The 13,281-nt window shown below is 47.4% G+C and carries 10 protein-coding genes and 1 CRISPR repeat array; of the genes, 8 read left to right on the forward strand and 2 right to left on the reverse strand.

Features of this window, described 5'->3' with window-relative positions; translation table 11 throughout:
• The first annotated feature begins 1,643 nt into the window (after positions 1–1,643).
• From trxB to cas2, 8 genes are all read left to right on the forward strand, one after another.
• Positions 1,644–2,564: a thioredoxin-disulfide reductase gene (gene trxB / locus I4V53_RS08755; protein ID WP_195985314.1), complete on the forward strand. Its 921-nt coding sequence runs from the start codon at positions 1,644–1,646 to the stop codon at positions 2,562–2,564.
• A 255-nt stretch (positions 2,565–2,819) separates the two neighbouring features.
• Positions 2,820–4,973 (forward strand): CRISPR-associated helicase Cas3', encoded by a 2,154-nt coding sequence (gene cas3 / locus I4V53_RS08760; RefSeq protein WP_195985315.1) that lies wholly within the window; start codon positions 2,820–2,822, stop codon positions 4,971–4,973.
• A gap of 13 nt (positions 4,974–4,986) precedes the next feature.
• Positions 4,987–5,646, forward strand: coding sequence for a type I-C CRISPR-associated protein Cas5c (cas5c, locus tag I4V53_RS08765; protein WP_195985316.1), 660 nt, complete (start codon positions 4,987–4,989; stop codon positions 5,644–5,646).
• Entirely contained in the window at positions 5,643–7,421 is a 1,779-nt protein-coding gene (cas8c, locus tag I4V53_RS08770; protein WP_195985317.1) for a type I-C CRISPR-associated protein Cas8c/Csd1, read from the forward strand. Before cas5c ends, cas8c begins: the two co-directional genes overlap by 4 nt.
• Positions 7,414–8,304, forward strand: coding sequence for a type I-C CRISPR-associated protein Cas7/Csd2 (gene cas7c, locus I4V53_RS08775; protein ID WP_195985318.1), 891 nt, complete (start codon positions 7,414–7,416; stop codon positions 8,302–8,304). The genes cas8c and cas7c overlap by 8 nt, the downstream gene beginning before the upstream one ends.
• A gap of 1 nt (position 8,305) precedes the next feature.
• Complete coding sequence (cas4, locus tag I4V53_RS08780) at positions 8,306–8,971, forward strand: CRISPR-associated protein Cas4 (protein ID WP_195985319.1); 666 nt, start codon at positions 8,306–8,308, stop codon at positions 8,969–8,971.
• Positions 8,968–9,999: a type I-C CRISPR-associated endonuclease Cas1c gene (gene cas1c / locus I4V53_RS08785; protein WP_195985320.1), complete on the forward strand. Its 1,032-nt coding sequence runs from the start codon at positions 8,968–8,970 to the stop codon at positions 9,997–9,999. The genes cas4 and cas1c overlap by 4 nt, the downstream gene beginning before the upstream one ends.
• A 10-nt stretch (positions 10,000–10,009) precedes the next feature.
• Positions 10,010–10,300, forward strand: a complete 291-nt coding sequence (gene cas2, locus I4V53_RS08790) for a CRISPR-associated endonuclease Cas2 (protein WP_195985321.1) — start codon at positions 10,010–10,012, stop codon at positions 10,298–10,300.
• A gap of 190 nt (positions 10,301–10,490) precedes the next feature.
• Positions 10,491–10,855: a CRISPR direct-repeat array (repeat unit 32 nt; unit sequence GTCAGGCTCCGTGCGAGCCTGTGGGTTGAAAT).
• A 327-nt stretch (positions 10,856–11,182) separates the two neighbouring features.
• On the opposite strand, the gene I4V53_RS08795 is transcribed toward cas2, so the two are convergent.
• On the reverse strand, positions 11,183–11,584 hold the full coding sequence (locus tag I4V53_RS08795; protein WP_353616503.1) for a manganese catalase family protein: 402 nt from the start codon (positions 11,582–11,584) through the stop codon (positions 11,183–11,185).
• 25 nt (positions 11,585–11,609) lie between these two features.
• A complete protein-coding gene (locus I4V53_RS08800) occupies positions 11,610–13,193 on the reverse strand; it encodes a recombinase family protein (protein ID WP_195985323.1) in 1,584 nt (527 codons plus the stop codon).
• Between the last annotated feature and the right edge of the window lie 88 nt (positions 13,194–13,281).

The following is a 13,281-nucleotide window of genomic DNA, read 5'->3' on the forward strand; positions in this document are numbered from 1 at the left end:
TTACCTTTCCAGGAACGCTAAGTCAACAGAAATCTTTTGTTATAAAATTATCTATAGATAAACGATAAAAAGTTTAAAAAAAGTATTGACATTCACAAAAACGGAGATTATAATATAGACAGAAACAGGGGAGAGAAAAAGAAGTAAGATGCCAAATAAGTAAAGAGCTTTGGTGGTATTACAAAAATGGTACCATGAGAAGCAGTTAGGAAAGGGCATCGGTTATTGAAAAGGTCTCTTTCATGTAAACGTAGCTTTTAAGAGAAAGGGTGAGTCCCATGGACAACGAAAGCATACAGTTTCGAAGTGCAGTCTGTCGGGCTTGCACTTCTGAACAATAAGATCCCCAACAGTGGAAGCTGTATTCCTGAAAATTGATTAGTCTATCCTAAATAATCAATTTTATTAATTTGCAACCAATGAGATACCAGCTGTTACAGAAATGCAAAGTATAAACAAGTTGGAAAATACAGTGTTTATCGCATGGAAGGAAAGCTGGAGAATCCAAATAAGCAACCACAGACACCGGTAACTGAAAGCAGGATAGAGCAATCGGTCAGTATTCCGGAGAAAATTGCATCGCAAAACTCAAATGGTCTGTAAAACTGGAAATCTTTGAAAAAGGACAGAACGAAAGACAGGATGAGGTCTACAGTCAGCATTTAATTTTTAGAAGGGTTGTAACTGGAGAACGGAGAGCCTGTAATGCCGGATTCTGAAAAGACCGGAGCGAAAGCAGGAGGAAGGAAACAGCCAACCAATCCAAAAAGAAAGCTGTAATTGGAAAACTGATAATGCCTGTAAGCTGGATTTCTTTTGAAAAGGTACAGGACAAAAGCAGAATGAAAGTGAGCGGTCCAATTGGATCAACAGGGAATTTGTAACCAGAAAGCCTAGAAGCCTGTATCACTGGTAGCGTGAAGTACTTGTTTAGGTTGAATGCCGGAAGAAACCTGCATATAGTTTTTGAAAGCGAAAAGATTGGAATAAATCGTAAGTTGAAGAGAGAACTGATGATGCAGAATTTTCTGAAGGCGATCGTTTCTGGCAAAGATCAGAGAGTAAAAAAGGACCCGCGCGGGAAATTTGATTTATTCACAAACTGATTTTGCAAAAGAACGGTATCATTCATTATCTCGTTTTTATAAAAATAACGCGAAAAGGGATGAGTCCAAAGGGCAATTGAATTTTTAGCTGGCCATGAATTGAGAAAGGATACGATCTGTATTAAGAATCAACCAATGGTTTGCACAAACAAACTCCTTTATTCGGAATAGCGTGATCTATACTTTAAAACCCGGTTAACTTTTATTAAAAAGTAGTTCAGTATGAACATGAAGAATTATTTGGGTAACTCTAAAATATAGTTTCAAACACGCGTAAAGATTCCAGAATCGTGGGAAAATGAGGAATGATTCCAATGGTTCCCATGTACTAAAATTCCAAAGACCTGAAAAGGTGTTTAGATAGTAAGAGGATCATAATTTGTTCGATAGCTCTGAATAAGGAAGCTCTGGTAATTAATGTTACCGGAGCTTCTGTTTTTATGTTTTCCTTTTTCTTCTATTTTGTGTACAAGTTGTGTATAATAAGGATAGGAAAAGCGGCCAAACTGAAATAGACTGTGTGAAGGAGGATTCGGTATGAATCAATACGATGTCATCGTTGTCGGCGGAGGGCCGGCTGGATATACGGCGGCTCTGTACTGTGCCCGCGCGGCGCTTTCCACTTTAATTATAGAAGCGATGGCGCCGGGTGGACAGATGGGTACTACTGATCAAATTGACAATTATCCGGGGTTTGCAGACGGCGTAAATGGATTTGAGTTGGCTATGGAGATGCAGAAACAGGCGGAGCGTTTCGGCGCGGTCAGCGTTTTTGCACAGGTTTCCTCGTTGCATTTAGACGCTCCAGTCAAAAAAATTTGCACGGAAGATGGGGAGGAGTATGAAAGCAGCGCTGTGATTCTAGCGCTTGGCGCTTCTCCGCGTGAGCTGGGATTGCCGAACGAAAAGAGCCTGCGTGGAAAAGGCGTTTCCTATTGCGCGACCTGTGACGGAATGTTTTATAAAGGAAAGACCGTTGCTGTCATTGGCGGTGGAGATACCGCGGCTGCGGATACAGTTTTTCTATCCAAGATATGCGAAAAGATCTATTTGGTGCATCGGCGCGATACACTCAGAGCTTCGAAGGCGTACCTGAAGCCGCTGGAAAAATGTGAAAATGTAGAGTTTGTGTGGGATTCTGTTGTAGAAGAAATTTTAGAAAACGGAAAAGTAACCGGTATCCGCGTGAAAAATGTCAAGACGGAAGAGCAAAAGGAACTGACCTGTGATGGCGTCTTTGTCGCGGTGGGAAATATTCCGAATACGGGACTTGTTAAAGAATCACTCCAATTGACCCCGGCAGGATATATTGACGCGGGAGAAAGTACAGAAACAAATTTACCGGGTGTATTTGCCGCTGGCGACGTACGTCAAAAGGTTTTGCGCCAGGTGGTAACGGCCGTTTCCGACGGCGCGGTAGCCGCGCATATGACGGAAGAGTACCTCACAAAAAAGTAAATTGGCAATTCTATGATGAAAAACCCTGACGATGCAGCAGTGATAGGACTGTTTTATCGTCAGGGTTTTCTTTGTGCAGATGGCTGTATCTTGCAAGATATAAGGTGCGGCCCAGAATGCTTCATATGCTTTTTAGTTGGTAAAAATTTTAGGTTCAGAATTGTGAAAATTGCGGAATAAAATATTATTCTGTCATTAATCAGGTGAATATGGTATACTTGTACCAGAATATTCCTAAGATCAGGGGGTGAAATCATGTATATAGCCCATAAGAATCCAGACGATGGAACAGAGCAAAGTATTTTGCAGCATCAGCAAGGGACGGTAGAGTTGGCGGAGCGATTTGCGGATCGTTTTGGCGACGGAGAATACGGAAGAATCTGTGCATGGCTGCATGATGTGGGAAAGTATACCGAAGCATTTCAAAAACGAATTCATGGCGCCAATATCCATGTGGACCATTCCACCGCCGGTGCGCAAATTGTGGATAAGATGATACCGGGTATCGGAATGTGGTTGGCCTATTGTATTGCAGGCCACCATGGAGGGCTGCCGAACGGCGGCAGTCCCATGGATACGCAGGCAGAAGTGACTTTGAGCGGCCGATTGAAACGTCATGTGGAAGATTACAGCGCTTTCTACGATGATAATACGCTGCCTCCGTTGCCTCAAAAGCAGCCGTTCCAACCGCTCTATAAAGCAGGCTTTTCCATATCATTTTTTATCCGTATGCTGTATTCCTGTCTGGTGGACGCGGACTATCTGGATACGGAAACCTTTATGAAAGGTGGCTGTACAGGCCGTGCCCAGAATCAGGCTGCTCTGGAATACCTGAAGGATAAGCTGGATCAGAAGCTGGAGACCTTTGCGGGAGCGACGAAGCCCATCCATATAAAAAGAAACGAAATTTTACAAAGCTGTCTGGGCGCCGCTGCTTCAGACAGGGGCTTATTTTCACTTACGGTCCCGACTGGCGGGGGAAAGACATGGTCGTCCCTTGCTTTTGCTCTGCGGCATGCAATACATAACGGGATGGATCGCGTAATTTATGTGATTCCCTATACCAGCATCATTGAACAGAATGCTGGGGAATTTAAATCCGTTCTGGGAAAAGAAAATGTTTTGGAACACCATTCCAACTTCGACTTTGACGAAGACCGAGAAGATGATGTGTTGAAGGTACAAAAGCTGGCGACGGAAAATTGGGATATGCCCGTTATCGTCACAACGAATGTGCAGTTTTTTGAATCCTTATTTGCCTGTAAATCATCCAGATGCCGGAAGCTGCACAATATAGCCAACAGTGTGGTGATATTTGATGAGGCGCAGATGCTGCCGACGGAATATTTATTGCCCTGTGTAAGAGCTATTGCGGAATTGGTGGCGAATTATCGGTGCACGGCAGTTTTATGCAGTGCCACACAACCGGCGTTGCAGCCCTTCTTTCCACCGAATATGCCAATACGTGAAATTTGTGAGAATACCCGGGAACTGTACGACTTTTTCCGGCGTACGCGTCTGGTTTACCGGGGAGCGATGGACAATCAAATGCTGGCGGAGGAGATGGGACAAGCACAGCAGGCGCTTTGCATTGTAGACAACCGGAGACAGGCGAGGGATTTATATCAGTTATTGGAAGGGGAGGGATGCTATCATCTATCCACTTTGATGTATCCGGCGCACCGCAAAAGAGTGATTGCGGAAATAAAAGTGCGTTTAAAAAGTGAGAAACCTTGTAAGGTGGTCGCGACTCGTCTGATTGAGGCGGGCGTGGATGTGGACTTTCCGGTAGTATACCGCGCGATGGCAGGGCTGGATTCTCTGGTGCAGGCGGCAGGCCGCTGCAACCGCGAGGGAAAAAGAGAAGTCAGCGATGTGTTTGTATTTAATCCGGAAGAACAATATGCCAATCGGCCGCATGCACAGGGAAGGCCGTTGAAAGCGGCGCAATTTGTGATGCGCCATTATAAAGACCTGCTGTCTCCGGAAGCAATTCATGCCTATTTTACTGAACTGTATAATGTAGAGGGGCCGGAGGGCTTGGACATGCCCCAAATTGTAGATAAATTGGAGTCCAGCCTGCAGGAATTTGGATTTTTTTGCGACTTTTCAGAAATTGCGGAAAAATTTGAGTTCATTGATCAAAAGACAAAGCCAGTGGTTATTGCCAAAGAAGATTGTGTGAAGCAGTGGGTTCAAGAACTTGCAAAGGGGCCAAACCGCGATTTGCTGCGCCGTTTGCAGCCTTACGCCGCGACGACCTATCCGCAGGAATTTGACCGCTTGCGCGACGCCGGAGCGATTACATATGTTTGTGGAGAAACCGCAGTCTTACTGGACGATGAAAGGTACAGCGAGAAAATTGGGTTGGACGCCCTAGCGTCCAGTGGAATTGGGATTATCATATAAAGGGGGAATTGATTTGGGATATGGCATTAAACTGAAGGTCTGGGGCAAATATGCACTTTTTACCCGTCCCGAAATGAAGGTGGAGCGCGTCAGTTACGATGTGATGACTCCTTCCGCCGCAAGGGGGATCATAGAGGCAATTTACTGGAAACCGGCGATCCGATGGAAGATCGACCGGATTCAGGTGTGTAAAAAAATCTCGTTTACCAATGTGCGAAGAAACGAGGTAGGATGTAAAATATCGGCTCGAAATGTTCGATCGGTTATGGATGGTGCAAAAAAACCTTTATATATTGATACTGCATCGAAAATCCAACAGCGGGCTTCCCTGTTGCTACAGGACGTCTGCTATATCATCGAAGCACATTTTGAAATGACACAGCAGGCGGGAGCGCGCGATACGCCGGAAAAGCATTATGCAATTGCGGCACGCCGGATGCGAAATGGACAGTGCTATCATATGCCATGCTTCGGCTGCAGGGAATTTCCTGCACATTTTCGTCTGGTGGAAGAGGACGAGCCGGAGCCGCCGGGTATCGCGGAAAGCCGGGATTTGGGGTATATGCTGTATGACATGGACTACAGCAATCCTCAGGACATCCAGCCGGTCTTTTTCCGTGCCAGGATGGAAAACGGCGTGATTGATCTGCGGGACTGTGAGGTGGTACGATGATTTTACAGTCGTTGGTGCGTTACTATGAAATTTTGGCGGAGGACGACGAGTGCGACATTGCCAGCCCGGGATATTCTATGGCGAAAGTGTCTTTTGCAGTCAATCTATCCGCTCAGGGAGAGCTATTGGGACTGATTCCCTTAAAAAAGACCGTTTTGCGTGGAAAAAAGACTGTGGAAATTCCGAAACCGATGAAAGTACCGGAACAGGAGAAGAAGACGGTTGGCGTTAAGTCCAATTTTTTATGCGAGAACGTCGCCTACATTTTTGGAATTGACAGCAAGGGAAAGCCGGAACGCGCCCGGAAGTGTTTTCAGGAGTTTCAAAAACGACACCGGGAAATTCTGCAGAACGTCAATTGCTTAGAAGCGAAAGCTTTGCTGCAGTTTATTGAGAACTGGAACCCGGAGCAGGCAACACAAACACCAGTGCTCGAACCATATATGGATGAACTGCTTTCGGGCGCGTTTCTGATCTTTAAGCTGGATGGAGGCGCATATCTGCATCAGGTTCCGGCAATCCAGCGCGCGTGGGAAGCAGACAAGAATGTAGGGACAGACAATGTGCAGATGCAATGCCTGGTCACTGGCAGGCAGCTTCCCATTGCAAGGCTGCATCCCAGCATTAAAGGTGTAAAGGGCGCGCAGTCCACGGGGGCATCCATTGTGTCCTTTAATGACTTAGCATATGAGTCGTATGGCCGGGAAAAAGATCAAGGATTGAACGCACCGGTCAGCCAGTATGCGGCCTTTGCCTATACCACGATGTTAAACTATCTCTTAGCCGATGAGAAGCATCGGATGGTTCTGGGAGATACCACCATTCTGTATTGGGCGGAAAGCCCCCAGCCGATCTATCGGGATGTTTTCTGTGGCTTTTTTTCTCCCAGCCCAACATCAATAGAGGAGAAGCAGGGTCAGAGTAAAGGTGCAGAGTTTTTGGTTGGAAGTGTAGTGGAAAAATTGATGCGCGGCCAAAATATTGCTGATTTTTCGGATGTTTTGGACTCTAAGACGGATTTTTATATCTTAGGCCTTGCCCCTAACGCGTCGCGCCTTTCCATCCGTTTTTTCCTGCATAATACTTTCGGCGGCTTTATCGAGAATATGCAGCAGCACTACAAGCGTCTGGAACTGGAACATGCGGCATATGAAAGAGAGATTATTTCCATTAAAGAAATGCTGGAGGAAACCGTATCGGAAAATGCGACGGATAAAAGTGCTTCCCCTCTTTTGGCAGGAGCAGTTTCCCGCGCAATTTTATTGGGGCAGGATTATCCTGCACTGTTGATGAATGCCGTTATGCTGCGGATTCGTGCAGAGCATGAGGTGAGCTACAAAAAAACGGCGACCGTAAAAGCGTATTTATTAAAAAATTTCAAAGCGTATCAGGAGGAATGTAAAGTGGCGTTAAACGAAGAAAGTAATAACAAAGCATATGTGTTAGGACGGCTGTTTGCTGTTTTGGAAAAAGTGCAGCAGGATGCGAATCCTGGGATCAACGCAACCATCCGGGACCGCTATTTTACCTCTGCCTGTGCAACGCCGGGCGCAGTGTTCCCAGTGCTTTTGCGGCTTTCCCAGCATCATATCGCCAAGGCAGCGTATGGCGGTGTCAGCGACAGGCGCATTGAGCAGCTTTTGCAAAAACTGGATGTGGAAAATGACCCGATTCCTGTTCACTTGTCTTTGAACGAACAGGGCGTGTTCATTCTGGGATACTATCATCAGAAAAATGCAAATTATAAAAAGAAAGAGGGAACTGAAAATGAGTGAACCGATCCGCAACCGCTATGAATTTGTAATCCTGTTTGATGTAGAAAATGGAAATCCCAATGGCGACCCCGATGCGGGAAATATGCCGCGCATTGATCCGGAAACCGGTCATGGTATCGTGACGGACGTATGCCTGAAGCGCAAGATCCGCAACTACATAGAAACCGTCAAGGAAGATGAACCGGGCTATAGAATTTATATTAAGGACAATGTGCCGCTGAATGCCAGTGATGAAACTGCGTTTGAAATGTTGCAAATTGATCCCAAAAATATGAAGGAAATTAAAAAGAACCGTGAAAATCTGGATTTGGAAATCCGAGATTTTATGTGCAAAAACTTTTTTGATATACGAACCTTTGGCGCTGTCATGACTACTTTTGTCAAAGCAAAACTGAACTGCGGCCAGGTTCGCGGTCCGGTGCAGCTGACCTTTGCTAGAAGCATCGATCCGGTAGTACAGCAGGAAGTTACCATTACCCGTGTGGCAATCACAACCAAAGAGGACGCGGAGAAAAAGGGAACGGAGATGGGAAGAAAGTACGTGATTCCCTATGCACTTTATCGTGCGGAAGGATTCATTTCTGCCAATCTGGCCAGAAAAGTCACCGGTTTCTCCGAGGAAGACTTAAAGCTGTTCTGGGATGCAGTCGTCAACATGTTTGAGCACGACCATGCCGCGGCCCGTGGAAAAATGACCGTGCGAGAATTGATTGTTTTCCGCCATGAGAGCGAGCTGGGCAACGCTCCGTCATATAAGCTGTTTGATACGGTATCCGTTAAGCGGAAAGAGAGCACACAGATCGCCAGGCAGTATCAGGATTATAAGATTGCAGTGGATGCGGCGGCATTACCGGAAGGAGTCAGCTGCGTCAGGATGGTGTAATATGGCGTATCGGGAGGAAGAGTTTCTAAGTATTGCGGGAATTCAGCATTTTTCCTATTGCCGCAGGCAATGGGCGTTGATCTATATTGAACAGCAGTGGCAGGAAAATATCTGGACGATAGAAGGCAGCATTATGCATGAGAGGGCGCATGACGCGCTGTTTACCGAAAAGCGCGGAGACGTGTTAATTTCCCGTGGGATGGCGGTGTTCTCCGGGACGCTGGGCGTCAATGGCATTTGCGATGTAGTAGAACTGCATGCCTCTCCCGACGGAATTCCCATCTTTGGAAGGGATGGGAAATGGCGTCCCATGCCGGTGGAGTACAAAAGGGGAAAACCAAAGGAAAACGATGCGGATCGTCTGCAGCTATGCTGTCAGGCGATGTGCCTGGAAGAAATGCTGGGCTGCGATATTCCGGAAGCGTCGCTGTTCTACGGAGAAACGAATCGGAGAAACAAGGTGCCCCTAAACCAGGAACTGCGTGACAAGGTACAGGCAATGCTGTTGGAAATGCACGCGCTTTATAACCGGGGACATACGCCGAAGGTAAAACCCGGTGCAAACTGCAAAGCATGTTCGCTGGCGGATTTGTGTTTGCCCAAAATGATGAAACAGACGACCGTTGCGGCCTATCTGGATAAAAAGCTGCGGGAGGACACCGTATGAAAAAACTGGGAAATACACTTTTTGTAACCACTCCGGAAACCTATTTGGCACTGGACGGTGAAAACATTGTAATACGAAAGGACTCTGTAGAGTTAAAACGTGTTCCACTCCATAATCTGGAGGGAATTGTTGCGTTTGGTTATACAGGAGCCAGCCCTGCTCTGATGGGAGCTTGTGCAAAACGAAACATCGCGCTCAGCTTCATGACGCCTCACGGGCGATTTTTAGCTCGTATTACAGGGGAAGAATACGGTAATGTTCTGTTGAGAAAAACGCAGTACCGTTTATCAGACAGTGTTGTGGCAAGTACGGAGATCGGAAGTCATTTTATAATCGGAAAGCTGTATAATTCCCGGTGGGTTTTAGAGCGTGCCATGCGGGACCATGCGCTTCGTCTTGACGTAGAGAAAATGAAGCGTGTGGTGCAGTTTTTGAAAACATCTATAGAACAGGTACAGCAGGCAGGAAATTTGGACGAGTTGCGGGGCTATGAGGGAGAGGCGGCAACGCGGTATTTCAGCGTATTTGACGATTTGATTTTACAGCAGAAGGAAAGCTTCTATTTCCACGGCAGAAATCGTCGTCCGCCGCTGGATTCTGTAAATGCGTTGCTTTCATTTGTATATACACTCCTGACGCATGATACCGCAGCTGCTTTACAGGCGGTTGGTTTGGACCCTTATGTGGGGTTTGTCCACAGAGATCACCCGGGCAGGGTATCGTTGGCACTGGATCTGATGGAAGAATTGCGTCCTGTGATGGCGGATCGTTTTGTATTATCCTTGATTAACAAGAAGGAAGTCAAGCCGTCAGATTTTGTGCAGAAGGAAAATGGCGCGGTTTTGATGGAAGACGACGTCCGAAGAACCATATTGACAAAGTGGCAGACCAAAAAGCAGGAAACAATTTCGCATCCATATTTAAATGAGAAAATTCAATGGGGTTTAGTTCCCCATGTACAGGCAATGCTGTTGGCACGTTATCTGCGCGGAGATTTAGACGCATATCCGCCGTTCTTGTGGAAGTAGGTGAAGGGAAATGTTGGTACTGATCACATATGATGTCAACACGGAAACACCGGCAGGAAAAAAACGTTTGCGCAAAGTAGCAAAACAATGCGTCAACTATGGACAAAGAGTGCAAAACTCTGTTTTTGAGTGCATACTGGATGCGGCCAAATGCAAGGAGGTACAGCATAAACTGGAAATTCTGATCGACCCAAAAACTGATAGCCTCCGGTTTTATTATTTGGGAAACAACTATAAAACAAAAGTAGAACATGTTGGGGCAAAACCATCTTTTGATGTCACGGAACCTTTAATTGTGTGAGAACAGCCGGTGCGAATCGGAAGCTAACATAAAAATGCAGGGAGATTCGCACTGATAAAAATGAATTTTGAGTCTGTACTAGAAAATTACGGGCGAGATGGGAAGTTTCAATTTGCTGAAAGAGTAGAGACAAATTGGATATATGTATAAGTTGCATTATTAAAGAAGGTGATAGTTAGATACTTTTGCTGTCAGGCTCCGTGCGAGCCTGTGGGTTGAAATTACATTTTTAAGCCGGCTTTTTGACGGTTACTGCGGGTCAGGCTCCGTGCGAGCCTGTGGGTTGAAATCTTGACGTTCAGCTTAATATGGAGAATATACCATTGTCAGGCTCCGTGCGAGCCTGTGGGTTGAAATAATGTATAATATAGACAGATCAAAAGAGAGGGAAGTCAGGCTCCGTGCGAGCCTGTGGGTTGAAATTCGTTCAGTTCAAGAGAGGCCCAATCTTCACAAAGTCAGGCTCCGTGCGAGCCTGTGGGTTGAAATTTATTCGTTTACCGGTATTGGAATAAGGCTCTCTGTCAGGCTCCGTGCGAGCCTGTGGGTTGAAATCTCCAAACTCTCCCTTTTTTATATATTTGCGAATGGTCAGGCTCCGTGCGAGCCCATGGTTAAAATACAAAGGCCACGTCATATGGCGAGGCCTTTGTATTCATGTTTTCTGAGAACTCATGGGTTAAATGGGTTACATTTGCTCTTTCGATTGCACATAACCTGTCAGGCTCCGTGCGGACCTGTGGGTTGAAATACTCAGAATATCCGAAGGGCATTTTAGTGAGTATCATTTTCAATAGTAAAGCTCACTGTAAAGATTAGACCTTTATAACGTTATCCTTTGCTTTTCAATTTGGGATCATCATTAATCAACTAAGAAGCTTTTTATCTATCAAACTCTGGGTTGAACGCGTAGAAGTTTTTAGAGTTCAAATTATCTGTTGCAATTCGTAGCGCTTCACCAAAACGTTGGTAATGCACAACTTCGCGTGCGCGCAGGAACTTGATTGGATCGCGTACATCAGGATCATCTGCGTAACGAAGGATATTATCATACGTCAGGCGGGCTTTTTGTTCAGCGGACAAGTCTTCATGCAAATCTGCGAGCAGATCGCCGGTAACGGCAAACATATTGGCGCTGAACGGTTCTCCGCTTGCGGCTTGCGGATATACCGCGGTGGTGTGGTCTACAAAATACGTATCAAATCCGGCCTTTTTAATGTCTTCTGTGGACAAATTGCGGGTTAGCTGATACACGATCGTGCTGACCATTTCCAGGTGAGCCAGTTCGTCTGCACACGCAGGTTATCAGTCATTTCTCCCATGCTTGAGGCAATTTGGGGTACAATGTAATCTCAAAATCGTCCGGCGGGCTATGCCACCGGCCATTGTTTTCCTTGACGTAGACGACCTTTTCGAGGACTTCCTTGAGGAGGTCGTTTTTTGCTTTCGGTGTCGGGAGCTCTTGGTAGACATCGAGGAGGCGCTGCACCTTTGGAATAATCTCGCGGCGGCTTTCCTCCCGGACCTCCTCAAGCTGCAAGTCAGCCTCGACGGCAGCCCGGTCCTCTTGCGCCCGGCGCATTCGCTCCCCGATTTCCCGCACGCGGTCAAGGAATGTTTCGGTATCATACACGCCCTGCTCGAGGAGGTCATGCACATTGCCGCGCTGGACCTCGAGCGTCTCTATTTCCGCGTCCAGCTTTTTGAGGGCCTTACGCTTGAGCTGCACGAGGGAGCTTTTCCGGGGCGCGACGCCGAGCTCCCATTGAAGCCGATAGTCGTTCAGCCATTCACGCAGCGCCTCCAAAATCCGCTCCTCCACGAAATGCAGAGCCACGGAGACATTATCGCAAGACGTCGCAGCGCACATGAGGGTATCTACCTTGTTTTTGCTACCATAGGGGCGGCGGACCATTCGACGGCCGCACTTCCCACAGACGATGAGCCCGGCCAGCGGGTTCTTTACGACGTTTCGTTCGCCCACCGGGCGCGGCGGATTTTTCTTGATGTTCTCCTGCGCGGCAGCGAATACGTCCGGGTCTATTATACCATCATGCAGGCCGTCCACAATTACACACTCCTCTATGCTTGACCGGGGCCGCTCAATTACCACCTGCCCATCAACCATTTTTTTCACCGCAGGCCGCCAATTCCAGCGTACCTTGCCGATATACACGGGGTTGATGAGAATATCCCGCACGCTGGCCGTCACCCATTTCCCGCCCTTTTGAGGCGGGATTTTCAGCGCGTTCAGGCGGCGCACAATCAACGAGACGCCGAGCCGCTTATAGGTTCCGTCCTCCTGCTTTTCGCCGAGCGTGTAGAGCTCGAATATCATGCGGACTACATCGGCCTGCTCCGGGTGCGGCTCAAGGGTAAATCCTTTTTCGTGCTCGAGCTTTTTTCGGAGATAGCCGTATGGCGGTTGATTTGCGACGTACTTCCCCTCTTTGACAGAGGCAACACGGCCGCGCTGCAAGCGCCGGTTTATAACCTTGTATTCCCGGCGCGACATGAACAAGCCAAACTCGAAATACTCCTCGTCAAACTCGTTGGCTGGGTCATAGGTTTTCATCGGGGTAACTATCCGAGTATCAGAAAACTTGAACGTCTGCGCTACAAGCCCTTGGTCCATTGTATCGCCGCGAGCGAGGCGCTCAACCTCCATCACGAGCACGCCTTTCCACCGGCCTTGACTTACCTCATCGAGGACCTGCTGCATGACCGGACGGGCGGCTATCGTCTCGCCGGAGACGACCTCCCGATAGATTTGAGTAACATTAAGGCGCTGCCGCCGCGCGAGCTCAAGCAGCGCCTTTTCGTGTCTGGCGAGCGTTTCGCCCTCACCGCGCGCCTCCGCCTCGGCGTCGGCCCGCGATTTTCTCAAGTACATGCAATACTCGTCAGAGAAAGGGAGCACATAAAGCACCTCCTCCCGTTGAGAGAGCGGAGGGAAGCGTGAGAACGCATAACCGGCTACC

It is taken from the genome of Clostridium sp. D33t1_170424_F3, from assembly GCF_015667585.1.
GTDB lineage: Bacteria > Bacillota > Clostridia > Oscillospirales > Acutalibacteraceae > Anaeromassilibacillus.

Bases quoted from the DNA above. Each gene is read 5' to 3' on its own strand.
- trxB (WP_195985314.1), top strand. From the start codon at position 1,644: ATGAATCAATACGATGTCATCGTTGTCGGCGGAGGGCCGGCTGGATAT.
- cas3 (WP_195985315.1), top strand. From the start codon at position 2,820: ATGTATATAGCCCATAAGAATCCAGACGATGGAACAGAGCAAAGTATT.
- cas8c (WP_195985317.1), top strand. From the start codon at position 5,643: ATGATTTTACAGTCGTTGGTGCGTTACTATGAAATTTTGGCGGAGGAC.
- cas7c (WP_195985318.1), top strand. From the start codon at position 7,414: ATGAGTGAACCGATCCGCAACCGCTATGAATTTGTAATCCTGTTTGAT.
- cas4 (WP_195985319.1), top strand. From the start codon at position 8,306: ATGGCGTATCGGGAGGAAGAGTTTCTAAGTATTGCGGGAATTCAGCAT.
- cas1c (WP_195985320.1), top strand. From the start codon at position 8,968: ATGAAAAAACTGGGAAATACACTTTTTGTAACCACTCCGGAAACCTAT.
- cas2 (WP_195985321.1), top strand. From the start codon at position 10,010: ATGTTGGTACTGATCACATATGATGTCAACACGGAAACACCGGCAGGA.
- I4V53_RS08800 (WP_195985323.1), bottom strand. From the start codon at position 13,193: ATGTACTTGAGAAAATCGCGGGCCGACGCCGAGGCGGAGGCGCGCGGT.